Origin of the sequence: Speluncibacter jeojiensis (assembly GCF_029589495.1) — a bacterium.
GTDB classification, from domain to species: domain Bacteria; phylum Actinomycetota; class Actinomycetes; order Mycobacteriales; family Mycobacteriaceae; genus Speluncibacter; species Speluncibacter jeojiensis.
In genome coordinates this window covers 308,976-332,879 of sequence record NZ_JAAIVF010000001.1, presented here as the reverse complement: position 1 = coordinate 332,879, position 23,904 = coordinate 308,976, and the positions used below count along the sequence as shown (strand labels likewise).

Sequence of the window (23,904 nt, the reverse complement as noted above, 5' to 3'; positions counted from 1 at the left end):
CGGACGGGGCCCGTCCGATCGGATCAGGAAGGCCACTCGCTCTCGACGGTCAATCCCAGCCCGGACTCCGCGAAGCGCCGGACCGCGGCCTCGCCGTCGGCCAATGCGCCGTCGTGCCCGTCCCGTGCGCGGCCCTCCAGCAGTGCGGTGCCGTCGGTGAGCGTGAGCCCCACCTCGGCGAGCATCTCGCCGCTCGTCGGCTCGCAGATGGCCCACGAGTAGTGCTCGTCGTCGACCCATTGGCGGGCGCGCTGCTCGACGTAGCCAGGGTCGGTGATGCCCATCGACCGCAGCGCGGGACGGTCGTCCACGCGGTCATCGGCACGCATCGCGCGCAGATACCAGCTTCCGGCGTTGACCTCGACCGGTTCCATCAGCTTTCCCCCTGTTGGCTGTCGCATCGACGACGATCGTGGCGGTCGCCCTCGCGCAGGCCCCCGTGCACCTCTGTGCCGACGGGGATGCCGGGCAGGTCGACCATGCATAAAAGGCTAACGCCCGGGTGTCTTCCCGGCCTGGCGACAGACCGAATAGACACCCGGGTGTGAAGCGCGAGCGCTCGACTACTTCAGTTCGAGCAGGACGGTGCCCTGGGTGATGGCGGCGCCCGGCTCGACGGACAGGCCGGTGACGACGCCGGCCTTGTGCGCGGTGACCGGGTTTTCCATCTTCATGGCCTCGAGCACGAGCACCAGATCGCCCTCGGCGACCTCCTGGCCCTCCTCGACGGCGATCTTGACGACGGTGCCCTGCATGGGCGCGGTCACCGAGTCGCCGGAGGCCTTGGTGCCGGCGGCGCCGCCGCGCTTGCGGGGCTTGGGCTTCTTGCGCAGCGCGCCGCCGCCGTTGCCGCCGCCGTTGCCGATGGCCAGATCGCCGGGCAGGGAGACCTCGACCCGGCGGCCGCCGACCTCGACGACGACGTTCTGGCGGGGGGCGTTGTCGTCCTCGTCGAGCTCACCGGGCGCGTTGAACGGCTCGATGGTGTTGTCCCACTCGGTCTCGATCCACTTGGTGTAGATGCTGAAACCGTTCTCGTCGCCGATGAACGCGGGGTGCTCGACGATCGCGCGGTCGAACGGGATGACCGTGGCCAGGCCCTCGACCTTGAACTCGGCCAGGGCGCGGCGGGCGCGGGCCAGGGCCTGACCCCGGTCCTCGCCGTACACGATCAGCTTGGCGAGCATGGAGTCGAACTGGCCGCCGATGACCGAGCCGGACTCGACGCCCGAGTCCATGCGCACGCCCGGGCCGGTCGGGGGCTCGAACAGGGTGACGGGGCCGGGGGCGGGCAGGAAGCCGCGGCCCACGTCCTCGCCGTTGATGCGGAACTCGATCGCGTGTCCGCGGGGGGTCGGGTCCTCGGTGAACTCGAGTTCCTCGCCGTTGGCGATCTTGAACTGCTGCAGCACGAGGTCGATGCCCGCGGTCTCCTCGGTGACCGGGTGCTCGACCTGCAGGCGGGTGTTGACCTCGAGGAAGCTGATGGTGTCGCCCTGGACCATGTACTCGACGGTGCCGGCGCCGTAGTAGCCCGCCTCGCGGCAGATGGCCTTGGCGGACTCGTGGATCCGCTTGCGCTGCTCGTCGGTCAGGAACGGCGCGGGGGCCTCCTCGACGAGCTTCTGGAAGCGGCGCTGCAGCGAGCAGTCGCGGGTGCCGGCGACGATGACGTTGCCGTGCATGTCGGCGATGACCTGGGCCTCGACGTGGCGGGCCTTGTCGAGGTACTGCTCGACGAAGCACTCGCCGCGGCCGAACGCGGAGATGGCCTCACGGGTGGCCGACTCGAACAGCTCGGGGATCTCCTCGACGGTGTGGGCGACCTTCATGCCGCGGCCACCGCCGCCGAACGCGGCCTTGATCGCGACCGGCACGCCGTACTGCTTGGCGAACTCGACGACCTCGTCGGCGTTCTTGACCGGGTCCTTGGTGCCGGCGGCCATCGGCGCGTTGGCGCGCTCGGCGATGTGCCGGGCGGTGACCTTGTCGCCGAGGTCGCGGATGGACTGCGGTGAGGGACCGATCCAGATCAGCCCGGCGTCGAGGACGGCCTGGGCGAAGTCGGCGTTCTCGGACAGGAAGCCGTAGCCCGGGTGGATCGCGTCGGCGCCGGACTTCTTGGCGGCGTCGAGGATCTTGGCGAAGTCCAGGTACGACTCGGCGGAGGTCTGACCGCCGAGCGCGAAGGACTCGTCCGCCATGCGGACGTGCGGGGCATTGGCGTCAGGCTCGGCGTAGACGGCCACGCTCTTGAGACCGGCGTCGGCTGCCGCCCGGATCACCCGCACGGCGATCTCACCGCGGTTCGCGACGAGCACCTTGGTGATCTGTGCGTTTGAGTGGCTGGGCACTGAGCCTCCTGTTGTTCACGTGCGGAGCCCCGGTCCCTCGTGGGGTGGGGTTACTGACATCACATCGGAGTGTAAGCAGCGCTCCTGAGCAGGCTTACACGGGTGCCCCTTTTTACCGGCCTAGCGTTTGCTTGGTGGCGGGGCGAAGGCGCTCAGGCGGTCGCTCGCAGTCGCCGTTTGATCCTGGTCAGCATCGCCGACAGGCCCCGCAGCCGCAGCGGGCTGACGACCTCGGCGAGCCCGAGCGTCGAGTAGAAATCGTCGGGGACCGCGAGGATCGCCGCCGCGCTCTCGCCGTTGAGTCCCTGGTGCAGGATCGACGCGAAACCGCGGGTCGTCGGCGCCTCGGGCGGCGAGCTGAAGTGCAGCACGACGTGCCCGGGATCGGAGTCGTCGACGGACAGGAACAGCGGCGACTGGCACTCCGGCACCGGCTCCATCGCCGCCTCCTCGAGCTCGGCCGGGAGCGGGGGGAGCTCCTGGCTGAACTCGAGGAGCAGGCGCAGCTTGTCCTGACCCTCCACCGCGGCGAAGTCGTCGATGATCTCGGCCAGTGCGGCCGGCAGGGTCGAGCCGGTGTTCATGCCTTCGCCGGCACCTGTCCGGGCTCCTCGCCCTTGACGATCGGAACCCGAACGACGTTGCCCCACTCGGTCCAAGAGCCGTCGTAGTTGCGGACGCGGTCGAAGCCGAGCAGGTGGGTCAGCACGAACCAGGTGTGGCTCGAACGCTCGCCGATGCGGCAGTACGCGACGACGCTCTCGGACGGATCGAAGGCGCCGTAGATCTCCGCGAGTTCCGGGCGGGTGCGGAAGCGACCGTCCGGTGCCGCGGCCTTGGACCACGGGATGGATACGGCGCTGGGGATGTGCCCGCCGCGCAGCGCGCCCTCCTCCGGGTAGTCGGGCATGTGGGTGCGTTCTCCGGTGTACTCCTGCGGCGACCGCACGTCGACCAGCGGGCCCTCGCCGAGGTGTGCGAGCACCTGATCACGGTAGGCCCGGATGGCGCTGTCGTCGCGCTCGACGACCGGGTAGTCGGTGCGCGACGGGGTCGGCACGTCGAGCGTGGTCTCCCGCGCCTCGGCAAGCCAGGCGTCACGTCCACCGTCGAGCAGGCGGACGTCTTTGTGCCCGAACAGCGTGAACACCCACAGTGCGTAGGCGGCCCACCAGTTGCTCTTGTCGCCGTAGACGACGATGGTGTCGTCGCGGTTGATTCCCTTGCGGCTCATCAGATCTGCGAACGCAGGGCCCTCGATGTAGTCGCGGGTGACCGGGTCGTTCAGGTCGAGGTGCCAGTCGATCTTCACCGCGCCGGGAATGTGCCCGACGTCGTAGAGCAGCACGTCCTCGTCGGACTCGACCACCACCAGTCCGGGGCTGCCCAGATGTGCGGAGAGCCATTCGGTGGACACCAGACGTTCGGGGTGGGCGAACTCGGCGAAGGCGGCGTTCTGCTCAGGTGCGACGGGCACTGTGCACTCCTGGATTTCGGCAAGGCGATCGGACGTGATCAGCCTAGTACCCGTGTCCGACGGCGGGTCCGGTCGCGGCCCCCGGTCCGCCGCCGACACTCAGCCGGCGACCTTGGTGGCGACCAGCGAGACCGCGGTCATCTCGCGCCGGTACTTCACGAAGGTCGAGCGCATGTCGAGGACGCGGCGCAGCGCCTGACGGTCGCGCAGCAGGTTCGCGGTGATCCGTGCGGTCCGGGCGACGCCCTCGTCGGCGAGCAGCCGCCGCGCCTCGAGCAGCGCCATCGGCGCGGTGGTCACGGAGGTCACCTCGAAGCCCCCGTCGGTGAGCAACCGGCGCCACTCGGCGATCGTCAGCGGGCGGGCGTTGACCTTGATCGACCGTGCCAGCGAGCGCTGCACCTCGTTCTTGAGCCGGTCGTCGAGGTCGTCCGGGCGCAGGGCCAGCTCGTGGACGGCGTACCGGCCGCCCGGGCGGAGCACACGCGACGCCTCGGCGATGATCTCGGCCTTGTGACGGTCGGTCTGCATGGTCAGCATGGCCTCGCCGAGCACGACGTCGGCACTGTGGTCGGGCAGCCCGGTGCCGGCGGCTTCGCCGACGACGCAGCGGCCCCGCGTGCCGATCCGCTCGCGCACGATCGCGGCAGCGGATTCGTCGTACTCGACGCCGGTGTAGGAGCCCGGGGCCCGGTCGAGCAGTCGGGCCGCCGTGTGGCCGAGGCCCGGCGCGAGCTCGACCACATCGGCTCCGGCGAGCCCAGCCGTCGGCCGCGGCCAGGTTGTCGAGCATGGCGGAGGTCAGTTCGACGCCGCCGGGCCGGAGCACCCGCTTGCCCAGGCGGGCCAGCAGCCAGTGGCCGGGTAGATGGGCGGAGTCGCGTTCGGCCAGCGGGAGCGGCGCAGGTGCCGGCCGTGCGCCGCGGGACGAGCGGGAGGCGGTCGACGCCGTGTGGTCGCCGGGGTGGGTGAGTGCCATGATCTGGTGCCTTCCTGTGCGGGCCGACCGGACCGTCGGATGCCGACGTGAAATTAAGGTAAGGCAAGCCAAAGTAGGCGTCAACGGTTCTGGGCACTAAAATCAAGCAATCTGATCATTCAAATCGACGGGGTGGGAGGTGGAGTCCACATGGCCGCAGACCGGCAGCGCGACCGGGTGCTCGAGCTGGTGCGCGCCCACCAGGGGCCGATCGACGCCCAGGAACTCGCCCGCGCGACAGGGCTGCACGTGACCACCGTCCGCTTCCACGTCGACGCGCTGTGCGAGTCAGGTCTGGTCCAGCGGGTGCGGATGGCGCGCAGCGGAGTGGGTCGCCCTCGCACCGGCTACGAGCCGACGGCGCAGCGGGTCGACTACCGGGCGCTCGCGGAGGTGCTCGCGCTCGAGCTCGGGGCGACACCCACGGTGCGGTCCGGTCGGGCGCGCCAGGCGGGGCGGCGCTGGGCCGCCCGACTGACCCGCGGCGAGTCCGTGGACGACGGCGCGTCCGCGCTGGACCGGTCCACCGCCGCCGTGGCCGAGGCCTTTGCCGCGATGGGCTTCGTCCCGGTGCCCCGGGACGAAGCCGAGACCGGTGCGGGGGAGTCGGAGGCACGCGAGCTGGAGCTGTGCGCCTGCCCGATCCGCGGTTTCGCGCGCGAACATCCCGAGGTCGCGTGTCAGGTGCACGCCGGGCTGCTCGAGGGGCTGGCACAGGAGGGGGTGCAGGTGGCGCTGAGCCCGTTCGTGGAGCCCGAACTGTGCGTGGCGCGGCTTGCGGTGCGGTCGGGACCTGCCGAGCCCGCAGGAGCCGGGGACGCCGGTCATGACTGAGCTGACGACGACCGCCGCGGGCGAGGCGGAGGCGGAGTCGGCCGACCTGGCCGACCGCGCCGACATCGATCGTCTGCTGCGCCACTTCTACGGGCGCGCCCTGTACGACGACGCGCTCTACGAGCTGATGGAGCAGATCCGGGTCAAGGGTCTCGACTCGCATCTGCCGGTGATGTGCGACTTCTGGGAGACGGTGCTGCTGCGGGCCCGCAGCTACCGGAGCAGCGTGCACACCGTGCACGGAGAGATCCATGCCGGCCACCCGTTCGCGGCCGCGCACTTCGTCCGGTGGCTGGAGTTGTGGACGGCGTCGGTGGACGCGCTCTTCCGCGGGCCCCGCGCGGAGCGGGCCAAGCTGCAGGCGGGGCGGATCGCGTGGGCGATGCATCGGCGGCTGACCGGTGGTGATTCCGCGGAACTCGACGGCGTGCTCGCCGGACAACCCGGCACGCGGTTCACCGAGCGGGAGCCCTGAGCCGGCTTCGCCGGTTCAGGTCCGGTTGGCGGCCCAGAGTTCGGCGACGCCGACCCCGAGGTCACCGAGCAGCCTGCGCACCAGCGGCAGGCCGATGCCGATCACCGACGACGGGTCGCCCTCGATGCCCTCGACGAACCAGCCGCCGAGGCCGTCGAGCGTGAACGCGCCCGCGACCTTCAAGGGTTCTCCGGTGGCCAGGTAGGCGTCCAGGTCCGCGTCGGTGGGCGAGGAGAAGTGCACCGTTGTGGTGCTGTGGTCGGCGACCTCGCCGGCGAGTCGGCCGCCGTGCACCCGCAGCACGCAGTGCCCGGTGAGCAACGCGCCGCTACGTCCGCGCATGACCTCCCAGCGGGCGCGGGCCACCTCGGGGGTGTGCGGCTTTCCCTCCAGTCGGCCGTCGACGTGCAGCATCGAGTCGCAGCCGACGATGACTGCGTCGTCGAGCACCCCGCCGTGCGGGTATTCGGCGGACAGTGCGCGCAGCACCTCCCGCGCCTTGGCGGTCGCGAGGGCGGTCACCACGTGTTCGGGGGTGGCGTCAGGTCCGAGTGCCGCCGCGACGGCGTCCTCGTCGACGTCCGAGACGCGTACCAGCGGTTCGACGCCGGCGGCTCGCAGCACCGACAGACGCGCAGGAGAGGCCGACGCCAGCACGAACCGTGGTCCGGCCGGCGTCGGCCCCTCCTGCTGCGACATCCGTGCTACCGGCCCCAGCGCCGGTCGTTCTGGTAGGACAGCGGCGAGCCGGGGACCGTGCGGTCCAGCGCCTCGGAGAAGTCGCCCCACAACTCACGCGGCTTGCCGGAGTCGCCGCCGCCGTCGTCGGCCGAGCCGGCCGCGGCCAGCACGACCACCAGCGCGGCGATCTCCTCGTCGCTGGGGTTGCCCTTGACGATCTTGATCGTCCGGGCGTCCTCGGCCTGCGCTGCCTCGGTGACCGCCGCGACCATGTCGTCCACGACGCCCACCTCGTCCACCAGTTCGTCGATGCTCACAGTCTCGCAGTCCATCACAGCTTCGGTGCTCATAGCGGGATGTTTCCGTGCTTCTTGGGCGGCAATGTGACCGACTTGCGCTCGAGCAGGCGCAATGCGGACGCGATCTGGCCGCGGGTGTGGCTCGGCGGGATGACCGCGTCGAGATACCCGCGCTCGGCCGCCACATACGGGTTCACCAGGGTGTCCTCGTACTCCTGCTGGAGCTTGAGGCGCAGCGCGTCGACGTCCTCGCCGGCTGCCTCGGCCGCCTTGATCTCCTTGCGGTAGACGAATCCGACCGCGCCGGAGGCGCCCATGACCGCGATCTGCGCGGTCGGCCACGCCAGGTTCACGTCGGCACCCATGTGCTTGGAGCCCATGACGTCGTACGCGCCGCCGTACGCCTTGCGGGTGATGACGGTGATCTTGCCGACGGTGGCCTCGCCGTACGCGAACAGCAGCTTGGCGCCGCGGCGGATGATGCCGTCGTACTCCTGGCCGGTCCCGGGCAGGAAGCCGGGCACGTCCACCAGGGTCAGGATCGGCACGTTGAACGCGTCGCAGGTCCGCACGAACCGGGCGGCCTTCTCCGAGGCGGCGATGTCGAGGGTGCCGGCGAACTGCATCGGCTGGTTGGCGACGATGCCGACCGAGCGGCCGTCGATCCGGGCGAAGCCCACGATGATGTTCATCGCGCGCTGGGCCTGGACCTCGAGGAACTCCTCGTCGTCGACCAGGCGGGCGATGACCTCGTGCATGTCGTACGGGGTGTTCGGCGAGTCCGGGATGATCGTGTCGAGATCGAGATCCGACTCGGTCAGGTTCTCCTCGATCGAACCGGCCGGGTTCGACGCCGGGTAGCGGGGGGCCTCGCCGCGGTTGTTGCTCGGCAGGTAGGAGAGCAGTTCCTTGACGTAGTCGAGCGCGTCCTGCTCGCCGGAGGCGACGTAGTGGGCGACACCGGACTTGGTCATGTGCGTGTGCGCACCGCCGAGGTCCTCCATGGTGACGTCCTCGCCGGTGACGGTCTTGATGACGTCCGGGCCGGTGACGAACATCTGGGAGGCCTGGTCGACCATGACGACGAAGTCGGTCAATGCGGGCGAGTAGACGTGACCGCCGGCGGCAGGGCCCATGATCAGCGAGATCTGCGGGATCACGCCGGACGCCTGGATGTTGCGGTGGAAGATCTCGCCGTACAGGCCGAGCGAGACGACACCCTCCTGGATGCGGGCGCCCGCACCCTCGTTGATCCCGATCAGCGGACGGCCGGTCTTGAGCGCCAGGTCCATGACCTTGACGATCTTCTCGCCGTAGATCTCACCGAGGCTGCCGCCGAAGACGGTCGCGTCCTGCGAGAACACGCAGACCTCGCGGCCGTCGATGGTGCCGTAGCCGGTGACCACGCCGTCGCCGAGCGGACGGGTCGCGCCCAGGCCGAAGTTCGTCGAGCGGTGCCGGGCGAGCGCGTCGAGTTCGACGAACGAGCCCTCGTCGAGCAGCGCCGCGATGCGCTCGCGGGCGGTCAGCTTTCCCTTCGCGTGGACCTTGTCCACCGCCGCCTCGCCGACCGGGAGCTTGGTCTCGTCGAGACGCCGTCGCAGGTCCGCAAGCTTTCCGGCAGTCGTGTGGATGTCGATGGCACCGGGATCTTGTGGGTCCGCGGCGCCGGTCGCCGATTCAGTCGCACTGGTCATGTAGGCGATGTTAGCGAGGGGTGGTACAGGTCACCGGAGGCAGGGGCGGTTACCCGTGAGTAGCGCGAGTGGAACACGTGTCAGGTTTGGGCGGCCGTGTCCGCACCGGCCGCGACCTCGGTGACCACCGGGTCCCGGTGAGTGGGAACTGGAACACGATCGGACTCGCCGTACCGCCGATCGCAGGGTCCGCCCCCGTACGCTGAGCCGCATGTACAGCGATTTGAGCCGGCCGCCGCTGAACGCCGCGTCCCTGCGCCGCGGACTGGTCGAGGGGCCGCGCGCCACCTGGTCCCAGCTGGACGTGGTCGCGGAGACGGGCTCGACCAACGCGGATCTGCTCGAGCGGATCCACACGTCCGGTGACCCCGAGTCGCTGGACCGCACGGTGCTGATCGCCGAGCACCAGAACTCGGGCCGTGGCCGACATGCGCGGCCCTGGACCTCGCCGCCGCGCGCACAGATCTCGATGTCGGTGGTCGTGCGCAATCCGGGGGTCGACCCGTCGGCGCTCGGCTGGCTGCCGCTGCTGACCGGGGTGGCCGTGGTCGACGCGCTGCGGTCGATCGCCGAGGTCGACGCGGAACTCAAGTGGCCCAACGACGTTCTCGTCGGCGGACGCAAGATCTGCGGGATCCTGGCCGAGGTGGCGGCGCCGTCCGGTCACGGCGGCGCGCCGACGGTCGTCGTCGGGATGGGACTGAACACCGGTCTGCGCGAAGAGGAATTGCCGGTCGCCACGGCGACCTCGCTGGTGCTCGAGGGCGCCGCGTGCGTCGACCGCGATCCGGTGATCCGTGCGGTGCTGCGTGCGCTCGCCGATCGAATCGATCAGTGGCACAAGGTGGTCGGTGCCGGTGTGTCGGTGGACGAGGCGCTCGTCGCCGCCTATCGAGCGCGCTGCGCGACGCTGGGCCAGCGGGTTCGGGCGATCCTGCCCGGCGACCGCGAACTGATCGGGATCGCGGAGGACGTCGACGAGGAGGGGCGGCTGCTCATCCGCCCCGAGGCGGGCGCGGTGGTGGCCGTGTCGGCCGGCGACGTCACCCACCTGCGCCCGCACTCGTGAGCCGCAGGGTCAGAAGCGATCCGGATCCCAGGTGCTGATCGCCCAGATGACGAAGACGTCGAGTGCGATGACCAGCACCGCCCACCACGGGTTGTAGGGCAGCCACAGGAAGTTCGCGATGATCGACAGTGCGACCAGGATCAGTGCGGTGATCCTCGCCCACGCGAGACCGGCCATCAGCGAGATGCCGGTGACGGCGATCAGGACACCCAGCACGATGTGGATCCCGCCCCAGGCCGTGACGTCGAACTGGTAGGTGTACTGCGGCCCGACGACAAGGATCTTGTCCTTCGCGACCGCCGAGATGCCCTCGAGGAACTGCAGGATGCCGACGGTCAGCAGCACGACGCCGCCTGCGATGGAGCCGACCGCGGCGAACGTCTGCCGTGTCGTGTCCGAGCCCCGCTCCGATGATTCCGTAGCCGTTTGATGCGTCATTCGAGTGCCTCCTGTGGGGGTGGTCTCGCTCACGGATCGCCGGCGCTGTCGTGCCGGCGATCAGAGTGTGCCCACCCCGAGGCGGCGGGCGCCCCATCCTCGACGGGTGATTTGTCGATCATGTTGAGCTCATCGGGCAGCGGACCGTGCCGTTCGGTGCTTGAATCCTGCGAAAGCCGTCCGCTCGGGCGGCCGCGGACCGACATCGGGGAGAACGTCACATGAGTACACCGACCGGGGCACAGCCCTACGGCGCGCAGACCGCACAGGTCGAGGTCCGCTACGACGAACAGACGGTGAAGGCGTTGTCGGGGCTGAGCCTGGTGCTCGGGCTGGTCACCTTGATCCTCGGGATCCTGCTGGTCGCCTGGCCGTCGGCGACGCTGTACGTGCTGGTCGTGCTGCTGGCGATCGACCTGTTCGTGTTCGGGGCGATCCAGCTGGCCCGCGCCTTCCTGGCGGGCAGTGCCGCCACCGGTACCCGGACCCTGGTGGGAATCGGTGGCGCACTGTCGATCCTGCTGGGCTTCCTGGTGCTTCGTCAGCCGCTGCAGACCGTGGTGGTGATCGCGCTGCTGATCGGCGCGTGGCTGGTCGTGCGGGGCGTGTTCGACATCGTCGAGGGCGCGGCCGGCCGCACCGCGTCGCGCGCGTGGTCGATCGTGGTGGGCATCGTCAGCATCGTCGCGGGTGCGATCGTGCTGCTGCAGCCGGACCTCTCCCTCAAGACGCTCGTCGTGATCATCGGTGTCTGGATGATCGTCTACGGAATCCTGTTGGCGCTGGCGCCCCTGGTGCTCAAGCGCGCGCTGAACGAGGCCTGAGTCGCGGCGACGGGTACCGTCGTGGTTCCCGTCCGGTCGTCGAGTCAGGAGTCAGTGTGGCCTATCCGGAGGACGTCCTCGCCGATGACGAGGAACTCCTGCTGCATCGTCACCCGCACTGGCGCGGCATGGTGGTGCCGGCCTCGATCCTTCTGCTGGCCACGTTGATCGCGGGATTCCTGGCGGGCCTGGCGGGCCACCGGTTGCCGGTCGGTGCGCAGGCGCCGGTGCTCGGCATCATCGCGCTGATCTGGGTGGTGCTGGTTCTCTGGCGCTGCGCGGTGCCGCTGATGCGCTGGCGCAGTACGCATTTCATCGTGACGTCGCGTCGGGTGCTGGTGCGCGAGGGCGTCGTGACGCACAGCGGCCTCGACATCGCGCTCAGCCGGGTCAGCGACGTGAAGTTCCGGCGCGGGCTGCTCGACCGCATGCTCGGTACGGGCACGCTGATCCTGTCCTCCGCCTCCGACGAGCCGCTCGAGTTCGACGACATCCCCGACGTGCAGCAGGTGCACGCGCTGCTCTACCGCGAGGTGTTCGACCGTTCCTGGCGGTGACGTGACACCATGGTCACTCGTGTCAGCCTCATCCGAATCCTCCGCCTCGCCGTCCAGCACCCCCGTCTCGCCGACGCCGCGGGACACCGTCGCCCCAGGCCGTGACGGCCAGACGCCCGTCGTCGCGATGATCGGCGGCGGACAGCTGGCGCGGATGACCCACCAGGCGGCCATCGAACTGGGGCAGACGCTGCGGGTGCTGGCGAACGGCCCGCTCGAGTCTGCTGCGCAGGTGACCCCGAACGTGGTCTTCGGCGCCCACGACGACCTCGACGCGCTGCGCGAGGCGGCGAAGGGGGCGCACGCGCTGACCTTCGACCACGAGCACGTGCCCCAGGAGCACCTGCAGACGCTGGTCGAGGAGGGCGTGAACGTGCAGCCGCCGCCGCAGGCGCTGCTGCACGCCCAGGACAAGCTCGTGATGCGCAATCGGCTGCGCGAGCTCGGCGCGCCGGTGCCGGAGTTCGCGGAGGTTGCCACCACCCAGGACGTGCTCGACTTCGGCAACGAGCACGGCTGGCCGGTCGTGGTCAAGGCCGTGCGCGGCGGCTACGACGGTCGCGGCGTGTGGATGCCGGCGGACGCGTCCGAGGCAGTGCAGGTGGTCGAGGAGCTGCTCGACCGGGGCACCCCGTTGATGGTGGAGCAGAAGGTCGCCATGACCCGGGAGCTCTCCGCGATGGTCGCGCGCTCGCCGTTCGGACAGGGCGCGAGCTGGCCGGTGGTCGAGACGGTGCAGCGCGACGGGATCTGCGTCACGGTGGTCGCGCCGGCGGCGGACCTGCCCGCGGACCTCGCCGCCGAGGCCGAGGCGCTGGCGCTGCGGCTGGCGGCCGAACTCGGCGTGGTCGGCTCACTGGCGGTCGAGCTGTTCGAGACGGTCGGCGCGGACGGTGCGCACGGGATCGTAGTCAACGAGTTGGCGATGCGCCCGCACAACTCCGGGCACTGGAGCCAGGACGGCGCCCGCACCTCGCAGTTCGAGCAGCACCTGCGCGCGGTGCTGGACTATCCGCTCGGCGACACCTCGCCGGTCGCGCCGGTGACGGTGATGGGCAATGTGATCGGCGCCGAGGTCACCCCGGAGATGTCGATGGACGAGCGCCTGCACCACCTGTTCGCGCGGCTGCCCGAGGCCAAGGTGCACCTGTACGGCAAGGGCGAGCGGCCCGGCCGCAAGATCGGTCACGTCAACGTGCTCGGCGCGGCCGGCGGATCACTCGAGGACCCCGACTACGTGGCCGGGGTGCGCGAGCGCGCCGAGCGTGCCGCGCACTGGCTTTCGCACGCGGAATGGACCGACGGATGGGATGGGCACACGCATGAGTGACGGCACGCAGACCGGGGCACAGGTCGGGCTCATCATGGGCAGCGATTCGGACTGGCCGACGATGGAGGCCGCCGCCGAGGCGCTGGCCGAGTTCGGCATCCGTTTCGAGGTCGGCGTGGTCTCCGCGCACCGCACCCCGCAGCGCATGCTCGACTATGCACGCGACGCCGCCGGGCGGGGAATCAAGGTGATCATCGCCGGAGCGGGCGGTGCGGCGCACCTGCCGGGCATGGTCGCCTCGGCGACGCCGCTGCCGGTGATCGGCGTGCCGGTGCCGCTGAAGTACCTCGACGGCATGGACTCGCTGCTCTCGATCGTGCAGATGCCGGCCGGGGTGCCGGTCGCGACCGTCTCCATCGGCGGCGCCCGCAACGCGGGGCTGCTGGCCGCGCGCATCCTGGGTGCCTCCGACCCGGCGCTGCAGCAGCGGATGAGTGCGTTCCAGGCCGGCCTCGAGCAGATGGTGCTCGACAAGGACGAGGCGCTGCGCCGCAAGCTCCTGGGCTGACCCTGCCCCGCGTTCGGGGGTCTTGCCGTGCCCTGCCGTGCGGGGCAGGCTGGTCGCTGAGCGCGGGATGCGCCGACCCCAACGGAGGCGGGCATGGAGACCACGACCACCGAGATCGCGCCGGACGTCTACCGGTTCTCGACCTTCGTCGCCGAGGCGAACCTGGTGATGAACCAGTACCTGGTCGACGCGGAGGAACCGCTGCTGTTCCACGCCGGTCAGCGGGCGTTGTTTCCGCTGGTCTCCGCGGCGGTGGCGCGGGTGATCCCGCTGGAGCGGCTGCGGTGGATCACCTTCGGGCACGTCGAGGCCGACGAGTGCGGGTCGATGAACTCGTGGCTGGCGGCGGCGCCGCACGCCGAGGTCGCGCACGGCGCGGTCGCCTGCTTCGTGCAGGTCGACGATCTGGCGGATCGTGCGCCACGGCCCTTGCAGGACGGCGAGGTGATCGCCGTGGGGGAGCGCAGGATTCGGCACATCGGCACCCCGCATGTGCCGCACGGCTGGGACGCGGGGCTGGTCTTCGAGGAGACGACGAACACGCTGCTGTGCGGTGACCTGTTCACCGCCTTCGGCCGGCATCCCGACCTGACCGAGAGTGACATCGTCGGTCCCGCTGTGGCAGCGGAGGGCCTGGGCCACCCAACGGCCCTGACCCCCGATCTCGCACCGACCCTGCGCGCCCTCGCGGATCTCGAACCCACGACGCTCGGCCTGATGCACGGACCCGCCTACACCGGTGACTGTGCGGGCGCACTGCGGGAGTTGGCGGCAAGCTACGAGGCGCTGTTCGAGGCGCGGACCGCCGAATAGCTTTCGGGCTCTGCACGACCGCTACCGTTGATCCATGACCAGCGACGACCCGACCCGGTTCCGGCTTGCCGTCGTCGACGACGCGTTGCGGCTGTTCGCCGAGAACGGGTACGAGGCGACCGCGGTCGACGAGATCGCCGAGGCGGCCGGGATCTCCCGGCGCACGTTCTTCCGTCAGTTCCGCAGCAAGGAGGACGTGGTCTTCGCCGACCACGAACTGCTGCTCGAACAGGCCCGCGAGTATCTCGACCGCGGCCACGACGATCCGTGGGTGGCGGTGTGCGGGGCGGCCATGCTGGTGTTCGAGCGGTTCGCCGGCTGGCAGGACATCGCTCGGCGGCGGTACACGGTGGTGCACGAGGTGCCGGCCCTGCGCGACCGCGAGATCGTCACCACCTTCCGATACGAGCGCCTGTTCGTGGCCTACCTGCGGCGCGCGGTGCCGCAGGTCCCGGACCTCGAGGTCGTGCAGTTCGCGTCCTCGGTGACCGCCACGCACAACTACCTGCTGCGGCGGATGCTGCGCGATGGCGCCGAGATCACCTCGGGGGAGCTTCGCCAGGCGCTGGACGTCCTCGTCGACCGTCGGCGTCAGGCCGCGCGTGCCGAGGCGGGTGAGGTCGTCGTCGCGGTGTTCCCGCGGCAGACCGCGCCAGAAGAGGTGGCGGCGCGGGTGGCAGAGGCCGTCCGCCGCGCGCTGCCGGACGACTGACACCGCCGAACCACCCGCGCTCGCGTTGGCACTCAGTGCCGGGCATGTCGGGAGGATGCTCGGCTATACTCGAAGTCGATCGATATTTGCTGGCACTGAGTGCCCGGTCTCGCCCCCACCTCCAAGGAGCACGCCCGATGGCTGGAAACCCCGATTTCGACCTGTTCAAGCTCGGTGACGAGCACGACGAGCTGCGGACCGCGATCCGCGCGCTGTCGGAGAAGGAGATCGCCCCCTACGCCAAGGACGTCGACGAGAAGTCCCGCTTCCCCGAGGAGGCGCTCAAGGCGCTGGTGAACTCGGGTTTCAACGCCGTGCACGTCCCCGAGGAGTACGGCGGCCAGGGCGCCGATTCGGTCGCGACCTGCATCGTCATCGAGGAGGTCGCGCGTGTGTGCGGCTCGTCCTCGCTGATCCCCGCGGTCAACAAGCTGGGCACCATGGGCATGATCCTCAACGGCTCCGAGGAGATCAAGGCGCAGGTGCTGCCGACGTTGGCCTCCGGTGAGGCGATGGCCTCGTACGCGCTGTCCGAGCGTGAGGCCGGCTCCGACGCCGCGGCCATGCGCACCCGCGCCAAGGCGGACGGCGACGACTGGATCATCAACGGGTCGAAGTGCTGGATCACCAACGGCGGCAAGTCGACCTGGTACACCGTGATGGCCGTGACCGATCCCGACAAGGGCGCCAACGGCATCTCGTCGTTCGTCGTGCACAAGGACGACCCGGGTTTCTCGGTCACCGGCCTCGAACACAAGCTCGGCATCAAGGGCAGCCCCACCGCGGAGCTCGCGTTCGAGAACTGCCGTGTCCCCGGCGACCGGATCATCGGCGAGCCGGGCACCGGTTTCAAGACCGCGCTGCAGACCCTCGACCACACCCGCCCGACCATCGGCGCCCAGGCCGTCGGCCTGGCGCAGGGTGCACTCGACGCGGCCATCGCCTACACCAAGGATCGCAAGCAGTTCGGCAAGTCCATCGCGTCGTTCCAGAACACCGAGTTCATGCTCGCCGACATGGCGATGAAGATCGAGGCCGCCCGGCTGATGGTCTACACCTCGGCCGCTCGGGCCGAGCGCGGCGAGAAGAACCTCGGCTTCATCTCCGCGGCCGCCAAGTGCTTTGCCTCCGACGTCGCGATGGAGGTCACCACCAACGCGGTGCAGCTGTTCGGCGGCGCGGGCTACACCACCGACTTCCCGGTCGAGCGGATGATGCGCGACGCCAAGATCACCCAGATCTACGAGGGCACCAACCAGATCCAGCGCGTCGTCATGTCGCGCGCGCTGCTCAAGTGAGCTGACGCGTCACGCGGCGATCCCCGAGACGACACCGGCGGGCCGGCGAGCATCGTGCTCGCCGGCCCGCCGGCGTCTGTGTTTGCCCCGCCGATGTCTGTGGAGTTGCTGTGCAGTCGGTCCCGGCGGTCGTCGGCCTGTAACGATCTTCCGTGCCTTGGCCGAAACTGGAAATGTGAGGCGGAACACAGCGCACGTCGGGTGTGGCGGCCGCCGGACGGAATCGAGGAGTCATGGGATCGTCGGGAATGAACAGCAAGGTGCTGATGGACATCGTGCAGCTGATCTCTGATCTGCTGACGCCCGGTACCGGTGGCGGGCAGACTTCGCCGCAAACAGGCGGTGGGACGGGCCTCGGTGGCCTGCTCGGCGGCGGTGGCACGGGAAGCCTCTGACGTCTACCGGCGCTTGGTGACCTTCTCCATCTCGGCCCTCCGCTCGAGCGCGCCGAGGTCGGGGTTCGTGACCAGCACCAGCGAGGCACCGGCCGCGAGCGGCGCCAGCAGCCCGTCGACGAGCGCGTCGACGTCGTGCCAGTCCGCGGTGGACAGCACCCGGTCCCCGGCGACCAGCTGCTGCCTCGCCGCGGATTCGCGCGCCGCGGCGAGGACCTGCTCGACACAGCGCCCGTCGAGGGCCGGCGCAGTCGGGGAGGCGGGCATGGGGCGGTACTGGTCGCCGTGCACGCGAACCGAGGTGGCGTAGTCGGTCACCCCGGCGGGCAGGTCCGGTACCGGCCGGCCGAACGCGTCGAGCGAGAGCACCGCGACCTCGTCCAGGTCGGCTACGTCGTCGAAGCGCTCCATGGTCGTCAGCGCCAGTTCGGCGCCGGGATCGGGGGCCGGCGTCACTTCGGCTCCGGCCCACCACAGGCCCAGCAGCACCGCGGCGGTCTGCCAGTGTGCGGGCAGCAGCACCGCGACCCGCGCACCCGGCTCTAGGCCGAACTCGTCGCGCACCAGGTTGGCCGTCTTGGCGGCCCAGTTCATCAGCGTGATCGCGGACAGTTCGATCCGCTCGCCGGTGGCATCGTCGTAGTAGGTGACCAGCGGTGCGGCCGGGTCTGTGGCCATCGCGGGGGCGGTCAACGCGTCGGTCAGGGTGGGGTGCATGTGTTCCCTCTGGTCGTCTGCTAGTTCACGCACGCGGGACCGGAGCCGCCCGCGGTGATCGCACGGTCGGGGGTCGGGGTGGCCGACCCGGTGCCGGTCGGGTCCTGCTGGTCCGAGGATGCACCCGCGCCCGTCGCGCCCGCGGACCCGGGTCCGGAATAGTCGTCGGCGAGCACGACCTGCACGGCCCCCGCGGGCAGGGTCGGATCCGCCTGCACGGTCAGCCCGCCGAGCGCCGCGGCCACCGCCGCCGCGCCGTGGTCGTCGGCGCCCCGGGCGCGCACCTGGCTGGAGTCGACCGACGTGCCGGAGAAGTTGCCGACGTCGCCCTCGCGGTACCCCATCGAGGTCAGCGCCGCCGACACCTCCGAGGCGAGACCGGAGACCGTGCTGTCGTTGGCGACGTCGACGGTCACCGTCGCCGGGTCGACCTTCGGGGCCGGGGTGGCGGTCGCCGCACCGGACGGCGAATGGTCGGAGCGGCCGACCAGCTCGTCCACGAACGCGTGCACCCGTACGGGGTCGACCTTCACGATCGATTCTCCGTCCGGGCTGGTGGCGTCGGGGTTGATCACCGGGATCGTCATGAAGCGCACGTGACCGCCTGCCAGGTTCTGCAACTGCTGCGCGAACTTGATCACGTCCCAGTCCGAGTCCAGCACGATCGACCGCTGCACCGCCTTGGTGAGCTGGTCCACCTTGCCGGGATTGGCCAGCGTGCCCGCCGAGAGCACCTTGTGCGCCAGCGAGGCCATGTACGCCTGCTGCCGCACGATCCGGTCGAGGTCGCCGCGGGGCAGGTCGTGCCGCTGGCGGACGAAGCTGAGCGCGTTCGGCCCGGACAGCGTCTGTTCGCCGGCGGGGAAGTGTGCCCCGGACATCGGCTCGTCGACCGGGTTCTTCAGGCACACGTCGACGCCTCCGACGGCGTCGGTGAGCAGCACGAACCCGAGTAGGCCCACCTCTGCGTAGTGGTCCACGGTGATGCCGGTCAGTCCCGAGACGGATTGGATCAGGGCCTCGCGGCCGGCCTGGGTGCTCTTCTTCTCGACGTCCGCCGGGTTCTTGTCGCCCTGCTCGACCAGTTTCCGGCGGGTCGCCTCCTTGGTGGCGCCGAAGGCCGCGTTGATCTTCGACATCCCGATGCCGGGCACCTTGACCCACGAGTCCCGCGGAATGGAGATCGCGGTCGCGGAACTGCCGTCGTTCGGCACCCGGATCAACACGATGGTGTCGGTGTTGGTGGCGGTCGCGTCGCCCGCGCGGAGCATGTCCAGTTCGCTCTGCGGCAGCGGATTGCCCTGCGCGTCGGTGCGGCTGTCCACACCGACCATCAGAATGTCGGTGGCGCCGTCGTCGTGGCCGCCGAGCCCGAGCCCGCCCACGGTGGTCAGGTGCGACTTGAGAGTGTCCAGTGAGCGCCAGGCGTAGCCGGTGATCACGAGCACGACGACCGACAACACGGCGAGGGTGATCTTGGCGGTCCGGCCCGGCCGCTGCCGGTCCCGCGCCGTGACGCGGGTCTGCTCGGCTCCCACCGGGGTCCCGTTCCCGCTCGCCCCTGCGTCTCCCACCCCTGTCCCTCCGCCTGCGACCTGTGACCCGCCCAGGCTAACGGCGGATCGGGCCGCTGCCGCGGAACCGACGGGCCGGGCGTGCCAGACTGACGCCCATCGCAATGTGATCGGTGAGGAGAAACGGTGAGGCTGTTGGTGACCGGCGGGGCCGGGTTCATCGGTTCGGCGTTCGTGCGCAACGCGTTGCAGGGCCGGCTGCCGGACGTGGAACCGAGCTCGCTGCTGGTGCTCGACGCCCTCACCTACGCCGGCACCGAGACGAACCTCACGTCGGTGGCCGGGGACCCGCGGCTGACCTTCGTCGAGGGCGACATCCGGGACGGACGGCTGGTGCGGGAGCTGGTCGGGGTCGCCGGGGCCCCCGAGGTCGACGCGATCGTCCACTTCGCGGCCGAGTCCCACGTGGACCGCTCGCTGAGTGCGGCCGAGGAGTTCGTCTCCACCAACGTCGGCGGCACCACGACTCTGCTGCAGGCGGCGCTGGAGGCGGGGGTCGCCAAGTTCGTGCACATCTCCACCGACGAGGTGTACGGCACCATCGCGCAGGGCTCGTGGCGCGAGGACCACATCCTCGAGCCGAACTCGCCCTACTCGGCGTCGAAGGCGTCCTCGGACCTGGTCGCGCGCTCCTTCTTCCGTACGCACGGCCTGCCGGTGTGCATCACCCGGTGCTCGAACAACTACGGACCGCACCAGTTCCCGGAGAAGGCGATCCCGCGGTTCGTGACGAACTTGCTCGACGGCGGGACCATCCCGCTCTACGGCGACGGGCGCAACGTGCGGGACTGGTTGCACGTCGACGATCACTGCCGCGGCATCGCGCTGGTGCTCACCCGCGGCCGCGCCGGCGAGATCTACAACATCGGCGGCGGCACGGAACTGAGCAACCGGCAGCTGGTCGACCGGCTGCTGGAGATCCTCGGCGCCGACGAGTCCGTGGTGGTCCCGGTGGCCGACCGGCTCGGCCACGACCTGCGCTACTCGGTGGACATCACCAAGATCGCCGACGAGCTCGGCTATGCGCCGCAGGTCGACTTCGCCGAGGGGCTGGCCGCGACCGTGCAGTGGTACCGCGACAACCGCCACTGGTGGGAGCCGCTCAAGGCGCGGGTGGCGCAGTGAAGGTGCTGGTCACCGGCGCGGCCGGGCAGGTCGGCCGCCAGCTGCCGGCGCGGGCCGGCGACGGCGTGGACGTGGTCGGGCTGACCTCTGCGGATCTCGACATCACCGACGCGGCCGCGGTCGACCGTGCGGTCGTCGACCACGGCGCCGCGGTGCTGATCAACTGCGCCGCCTACACCGCCGTCGATGCGGCCGAATCGGACGAGGAGGCTGCCTACGCGGTCAACGCGGCCGGCCCGGGCAACCTGGCCCGCACCTGCGCGCGCACGGGTACCCGGCTGATCCACCTGTCGACGGACTACGTCTTCGCCGGTGACGCGGCGGCGCCGTACGAGACCGGCGACGAGCCGGGCCCGCGCACCGCCTACGGCCGGACCAAGCTCGCCGGTGAACGCGCCGTGCGCGCCGCCGACCCGACGGCCACCGTCGTGCGCACCGCCTGGGTGTACACCGGCTCCGAAGCCGACTTCGTGGCGACCATGCGGCGGCTGGAGGCCGAGCGCGACACCCTCCGGGTCGTCGACGACCAGCGGGGCTCGCCGACCTACGCGGCCGACCTCGCGGACGGGCTGCTCGAGCTGGCCCGTCGCGTCAGCGCAGGCAGTGTCACAGGCCCGGCCACCGCACCGGTCCTGCACGCCACCAACGCGGGCGAGACCACCTGGTTCGAGTTGGCGCGGGCCGTGTTCGCCGAACTCGGCGCCGACCCGGAGCGGGTGCAGCCGTGCACCACCGACGAATTCCCGCGGCCGGCGCCGCGGCCTGCATACTCGGTGCTGTCCGGGCGGGCGTGGTCTCACGCGGGCCTGACCCCACTGCGGGACTGGCGGGCCGGGCTGCACGCGGCACTGTCGGGGGAGCAGTGCCAGCTCGGCTAGTCTGACCGGCGTGACTTCTCAGCTGGCGGTGGTGACCGTGACGTATTCACCGGGTGAACACCTACGCCATTTCCTCGACACGCTCGCGGACGCGACGGATCTGAATCCGCAGGTCATCATGGCCGACAACGGCTCGACGGATGGTGCTCCCGAGGCGGCGGTCGAGGAATACCCGAACGTGCGGCTGCTGCGCACCGGCGACAACATCGGCTACGGCGGCGCGATCAACCGCGCGGTCGCCGAGGTGGACCCGTCGATCGAGTACGTGCTGGTCGCCAACCCGGACGTGCGCTGGGGGATCGGCTCGATCGACGCGCTGCTCGAGGCCGCCGGCCGCTGGCCGCGCGCCGGTGCGCTCGGGCCGCTGGTCCGTGAGCCCGACGGCACCGTCTATCCGTCGGCACGCGAGGTGCCCGGCCTGGCCTCGGGTGCCGGGCACGCGCTGCTGGGTGCGGTCTGGCCGTCGAATCCCTGGACGAGCGCCTACCTGCAGGACACCGAGATGGTCGCGGAGCGGCCCGCCGGCTGGCTGTCGGGTTCGTGCCTGCTGCTGCGCCGCGACGCCTTCGACTCGGTGAACGGCTTCGACTCGCGGTACTTCATGTACATGGAGGACGTCGACCTGGGCGACCGACTCGGCAAGGCCGGCTGGCTGAACGTGTACGTCCCGGCGGCCGAGGTGACCCACGCGAAGGGGCACGCGGCCGGACGGCACCCCGAACTGATGCTCCCGGCGCACCACCGCAGTGCCTACCGGTTCCAGGCCGACCGTCACCCGCACTGGTGGCAGGCTCCGCTGCGTCTGGCGCTGAGGGCCGGTCTGGCACTGCGCTCGAAGGTCGCCGTGGCCGCGGCGTCGCGCAAGCGCGCGGCGGAGGACGACACCGAACCGCAGGGGGCGCTGCGATGACCGAACCTCGCTCGATCGTCGGCGAGACCGACGCGGTCGTGCTGGTCGGCGGGCAGGGCACCCGCCTGCGGCCGCTGACGCTGTCCGCGCCGAAGCCGATGCTGCCGACCGCCGGGCTGCCGTTCCTGACCCACCTGCTCTCCCGCATCCGGGACGCCGGCCTGACCCACGTGGTGCTGGGCACCTCGTTCAAGGCCGAGGTCTTCGAGGAGAACTTCGGCGACGGTTCCAAGCTCGGCCTGGAACTGGAGTACGTCACCGAAACCGAACCGCTGGGCACCGGCGGCGGCATCCGGAACGTGCTGCCGAAGCTGCGCCACGACAACGTCATGGTCTTCAACGGGGACGTTCTCGGGGGGACCGACCTCGGTCAGGTGCTGCAGACCCACGTCGACAACGCGGCCGATGTCACCCTGCACCTGGTGCGGGTCGGCGACCCGCGGGCGTTCGGTTGCGTGCCCACCGACGCGGACGGCCGGGTGACCGCTTTTCTCGAGAAGACGCAGGATCCGCCGACCGACCAGATCAATGCCGGCTGCTACGTCTTCCGCCGCGAGATCATCGAGAAGATCCCGGCCGGCCGGGCCGTCTCGGTGGAGCGGGAGGTCTTCCCGGCGCTGCTCACCGCGGGCGCCCGGGTCTACGGCCACGTGGATGCCGCGTACTGGCGGGACATGGGCACGCCGGAGGACTTCGTCCGGGGGTCCGCGGACCTGGTGCGCGGGATCGCGCCGTCACCCGCGCTGCCCGGTCAGCGCGGCGAGTCGCTGGTGCACGAGGGTGCGGGCGTCGCTCCGGGCGCGCTGCTGATCGGCGGGACCGTGGTCGGTCGCGGCGCCGAGGTGGGCGCGGGCGCCCGGCTCGACGGTGCCGTGCTGTTCGACGGTGCCAAGGTCGAGGCCGGCGCGGTGGTCGAGCGCTCGATCATCGGCTTCGGCGCGCGCATCGGTCCGCGCGCCCTGGTCCGGGACGCGGTGATCGGCGACGGCGCGGACATCGGCGCGCGGTGCGAGTTGCTGCGCGGCGCCCGGGTGTGGCCGGGTGTGCAGTTGCCCGACGGCGGGGTCCGGTTCTCGACCGACGTCTGAGGCGCCTCGGGACATCACACCGGGCCACGGTGCTTAGCGTGGATAATGAACACCATGAGTGACGCTCCCTTCACGACGTATGTGGCGCTCGGCGACTCGTTCACCGAGGGCGTCGGCGACCCCGACCCGACCCGGCCGAACGGGCTGCGGGGCTGGGCGGACCGGGTCGCGGAGCAGTTGGCCGTCGGCAACCCGGCCTTCCGCTACGCCAATCTGGCGATCCGGGGTCGGCTGCTGCCGCAGATCATCGCTGAGCAGGTCGACGCGGCGCTGGCGTTGTCCCCGGACCTGGTGACGATCTATGCGGGCGGCAACGACATGATGCGGCCCGGCCTGGACGTCGACGCGATGGTGGCCGAGTACGACCTTGCCATCGGCAAACTGGTCGCGAGCGGCGCGAAGGTACTGGTGTTCACCGCCTACGACGCGGGCTGGGCGCCGGTGTTCCGCCGGCTGCGCGGGCGCACCGCCATCTACAACGAGCTGGTACGTGAGGTCGTCGAGCGCAACGGGGCGACTCTCGTCGATTACTGGCGGATGGACGGCTTCGCCGACACCCGCATGTGGGACGTCGACCGCCTGCACATGTCGCCGCTCGGGCACACGAGGATGGCCGCGAACGTGCTGAACCTGCTCGCCGTTCCGCACGTCGTCGATGCGCCCGCCCTGCCGGCCCGCCCGGAGCTGACCGCGGCCGAACAGCGGCGCGAGAACCTGCACTGGGTGCGGATCTTCCTGCTCCCGTGGCTCGGGCGGCGGGTGCGCGGCGCGTCCTCCGGCGACGGCGTAGCGGCCAAACGGCCCGAACCCGCCCCGATCTGAGCCACCCCGGGCACCCGCGCACCCTTGTGTGCGCGGGTTCCCGCTGATAC

At 70.7% G+C, this 23,904-nt stretch carries 26 protein-coding genes and 1 pseudogene; 16 read left to right on the top strand and 11 right to left on the bottom strand.

Annotated elements, in window-relative coordinates; all coding sequences use genetic code 11:
- Window positions 1-23: 23 nt before the first annotated feature.
- The 5 genes and pseudogenes from G4X40_RS01600 to G4X40_RS01580 all read right to left on the bottom strand — a co-directional run bounded on the left by G4X40_RS01600 (window position 24) and on the right by G4X40_RS01580 (window position 4,810).
- Window positions 24-374: a hypothetical protein gene (locus tag G4X40_RS01600; protein ID WP_277831217.1), complete on the bottom strand. Its 351-nt coding sequence runs from the start codon at window positions 372-374 to the stop codon at window positions 24-26.
- Window positions 375-563: 189 nt separating this feature from the next.
- Entirely contained in the window at window positions 564-2,354 is a 1,791-nt protein-coding gene (locus tag G4X40_RS01595; RefSeq protein ID WP_277829699.1) for an acetyl/propionyl/methylcrotonyl-CoA carboxylase subunit alpha, read from the bottom strand.
- A gap of 152 nt (window positions 2,355-2,506) precedes the next feature.
- Window positions 2,507-2,938: a SufE family protein gene (locus G4X40_RS01590; RefSeq protein WP_277829698.1), complete on the bottom strand. Its 432-nt coding sequence runs from the start codon at window positions 2,936-2,938 to the stop codon at window positions 2,507-2,509.
- Complete coding sequence (locus tag G4X40_RS01585; RefSeq protein WP_277829697.1) at window positions 2,935-3,831, bottom strand: sulfurtransferase; 897 nt, start codon at window positions 3,829-3,831, stop codon at window positions 2,935-2,937. Before G4X40_RS01585 ends, G4X40_RS01590 begins: the two co-directional genes overlap by 4 nt.
- Window positions 3,832-3,930: 99 nt before the next feature.
- Window positions 3,931-4,810, bottom strand: a pseudogene (locus G4X40_RS01580) (methyltransferase domain-containing protein).
- Window positions 4,811-4,960: 150 nt separating this feature from the next.
- Between G4X40_RS01580 and G4X40_RS01575 the strand changes: the two are divergent.
- Together G4X40_RS01575 and G4X40_RS01570 are read left to right on the top strand one after the other, a co-directional pair.
- Window positions 4,961-5,644, top strand: a complete 684-nt coding sequence (locus G4X40_RS01575; protein ID WP_277829696.1) for a helix-turn-helix transcriptional regulator — start codon at window positions 4,961-4,963, stop codon at window positions 5,642-5,644.
- The gene (locus tag G4X40_RS01570) at window positions 5,637-6,119 is read left to right on the top strand and encodes a group III truncated hemoglobin (protein ID WP_277829695.1); all 483 of its coding nucleotides are present in this window, start codon (window positions 5,637-5,639) and stop codon (window positions 6,117-6,119) included. The genes G4X40_RS01575 and G4X40_RS01570 overlap by 8 nt, the downstream gene beginning before the upstream one ends.
- A gap of 15 nt (window positions 6,120-6,134) precedes the next feature.
- On the opposite strand, the gene G4X40_RS01565 is transcribed toward G4X40_RS01570, so the two are convergent.
- Genes G4X40_RS01565 through G4X40_RS01555 form a run of 3 tightly spaced genes read right to left on the bottom strand, consistent with a single transcriptional unit; the run spans window position 6,135 to window position 8,796 of the window.
- Window positions 6,135-6,818 (bottom strand): Maf family protein, encoded by a 684-nt coding sequence (locus tag G4X40_RS01565; protein WP_277829694.1) that lies wholly within the window; start codon window positions 6,816-6,818, stop codon window positions 6,135-6,137.
- 5 nt (window positions 6,819-6,823) lie between these two features.
- Complete coding sequence (locus G4X40_RS01560; protein ID WP_277829692.1) at window positions 6,824-7,150, bottom strand: acyl-CoA carboxylase epsilon subunit; 327 nt, start codon at window positions 7,148-7,150, stop codon at window positions 6,824-6,826.
- A complete protein-coding gene (locus tag G4X40_RS01555) occupies window positions 7,147-8,796 on the bottom strand; it encodes an acyl-CoA carboxylase subunit beta (protein WP_277829691.1) in 1,650 nt (549 codons plus the stop codon). Before G4X40_RS01555 ends, G4X40_RS01560 begins: the two co-directional genes overlap by 4 nt.
- Window positions 8,797-9,007: 211 nt before the next feature.
- Between G4X40_RS01555 and G4X40_RS01550 the strand changes: the two genes are divergently transcribed.
- Entirely contained in the window at window positions 9,008-9,865 is an 858-nt protein-coding gene (locus G4X40_RS01550) for a biotin--[acetyl-CoA-carboxylase] ligase (protein ID WP_277829689.1), read from the top strand.
- Window positions 9,866-9,874: 9 nt separating this feature from the next.
- Here the strand turns inward: G4X40_RS01550 and G4X40_RS01545 are convergent, their stop codons facing one another.
- Entirely contained in the window at window positions 9,875-10,303 is a 429-nt protein-coding gene (locus G4X40_RS01545; protein WP_277829687.1) for a DUF7144 family membrane protein, read from the bottom strand.
- Between the two features lie 221 nt (window positions 10,304-10,524).
- Between G4X40_RS01545 and G4X40_RS01540 the strand changes: the two genes are divergently transcribed.
- The 8 genes from G4X40_RS01540 (at window position 10,525) to G4X40_RS01505 (ending at window position 16,740) form a co-directional block, all read left to right on the top strand.
- Window positions 10,525-11,127 carry an HdeD family acid-resistance protein gene (locus tag G4X40_RS01540; protein ID WP_277829686.1) on the top strand — a complete coding sequence of 201 codons (603 nt, stop codon included), beginning with the start codon at window positions 10,525-10,527 and terminating at the stop codon, window positions 11,125-11,127.
- Window positions 11,128-11,183: 56 nt separating this feature from the next.
- Window positions 11,184-11,684 (top strand): PH domain-containing protein, encoded by a 501-nt coding sequence (locus tag G4X40_RS01535; protein ID WP_277829684.1) that lies wholly within the window; start codon window positions 11,184-11,186, stop codon window positions 11,682-11,684.
- Between the two features lie 19 nt (window positions 11,685-11,703).
- Window positions 11,704-13,014, top strand: a complete 1,311-nt coding sequence (locus G4X40_RS01530; protein ID WP_408642092.1) for a 5-(carboxyamino)imidazole ribonucleotide synthase — start codon at window positions 11,704-11,706, stop codon at window positions 13,012-13,014.
- Complete coding sequence (gene purE, locus G4X40_RS01525; RefSeq protein ID WP_277829683.1) at window positions 13,007-13,522, top strand: 5-(carboxyamino)imidazole ribonucleotide mutase; 516 nt, start codon at window positions 13,007-13,009, stop codon at window positions 13,520-13,522. The genes G4X40_RS01530 and purE overlap by 8 nt, the downstream gene beginning before the upstream one ends.
- A gap of 93 nt (window positions 13,523-13,615) precedes the next feature.
- Window positions 13,616-14,335 carry an oxygen-binding di-iron domain-containing protein gene (locus G4X40_RS01520; protein WP_277829682.1) on the top strand — a complete coding sequence of 240 codons (720 nt, stop codon included), beginning with the start codon at window positions 13,616-13,618 and terminating at the stop codon, window positions 14,333-14,335.
- A 34-nt stretch (window positions 14,336-14,369) separates the two neighbouring features.
- Entirely contained in the window at window positions 14,370-15,047 is a 678-nt protein-coding gene (locus G4X40_RS01515) for a TetR family transcriptional regulator (RefSeq protein WP_277829681.1), read from the top strand.
- Between the two features lie 137 nt (window positions 15,048-15,184).
- A complete protein-coding gene (locus G4X40_RS01510) occupies window positions 15,185-16,345 on the top strand; it encodes an acyl-CoA dehydrogenase (protein WP_277829680.1) in 1,161 nt (386 codons plus the stop codon).
- Window positions 16,346-16,593: 248 nt separating this feature from the next.
- Window positions 16,594-16,740, top strand: coding sequence for a hypothetical protein (locus G4X40_RS01505; protein ID WP_277829679.1), 147 nt, complete (start codon window positions 16,594-16,596; stop codon window positions 16,738-16,740).
- Between the two features lie 3 nt (window positions 16,741-16,743).
- On the opposite strand, the gene G4X40_RS01500 is transcribed toward G4X40_RS01505, so the two are convergent.
- Both G4X40_RS01500 and G4X40_RS01495 read right to left on the bottom strand, forming a co-directional pair.
- Window positions 16,744-17,457, bottom strand: coding sequence for a TIGR03089 family protein (locus G4X40_RS01500; protein WP_277829678.1), 714 nt, complete (start codon window positions 17,455-17,457; stop codon window positions 16,744-16,746).
- Window positions 17,458-17,477: 20 nt separating this feature from the next.
- On the bottom strand, window positions 17,478-18,995 hold the full coding sequence (locus G4X40_RS01495; RefSeq protein WP_408642091.1) for an LCP family protein: 1,518 nt from the start codon (window positions 18,993-18,995) through the stop codon (window positions 17,478-17,480).
- A gap of 162 nt (window positions 18,996-19,157) precedes the next feature.
- Between G4X40_RS01495 and rfbB the strand changes: the two genes are divergently transcribed.
- From rfbB to G4X40_RS01470, 5 genes are read left to right on the top strand one after another with little or no spacing between them, the layout of a single operon-like run.
- Entirely contained in the window at window positions 19,158-20,156 is a 999-nt protein-coding gene (rfbB, locus tag G4X40_RS01490; protein WP_277829677.1) for a dTDP-glucose 4,6-dehydratase, read from the top strand.
- Window positions 20,153-21,034, top strand: a complete 882-nt coding sequence (gene rfbD, locus G4X40_RS01485; protein ID WP_277829676.1) for a dTDP-4-dehydrorhamnose reductase — start codon at window positions 20,153-20,155, stop codon at window positions 21,032-21,034. The genes rfbB and rfbD overlap by 4 nt, the downstream gene beginning before the upstream one ends.
- A 10-nt stretch (window positions 21,035-21,044) precedes the next feature.
- Window positions 21,045-21,944, top strand: coding sequence for a glycosyltransferase family 2 protein (locus G4X40_RS01480; protein WP_277829675.1), 900 nt, complete (start codon window positions 21,045-21,047; stop codon window positions 21,942-21,944).
- Window positions 21,941-23,032, top strand: coding sequence for a mannose-1-phosphate guanylyltransferase (manB, locus tag G4X40_RS01475; RefSeq protein ID WP_277829674.1), 1,092 nt, complete (start codon window positions 21,941-21,943; stop codon window positions 23,030-23,032). Before G4X40_RS01480 ends, manB begins: the two co-directional genes overlap by 4 nt.
- A 54-nt stretch (window positions 23,033-23,086) precedes the next feature.
- Window positions 23,087-23,854 (top strand): SGNH/GDSL hydrolase family protein, encoded by a 768-nt coding sequence (locus G4X40_RS01470; RefSeq protein WP_277829673.1) that lies wholly within the window; start codon window positions 23,087-23,089, stop codon window positions 23,852-23,854.
- Window positions 23,855-23,904 lie beyond the last annotated feature (50 nt).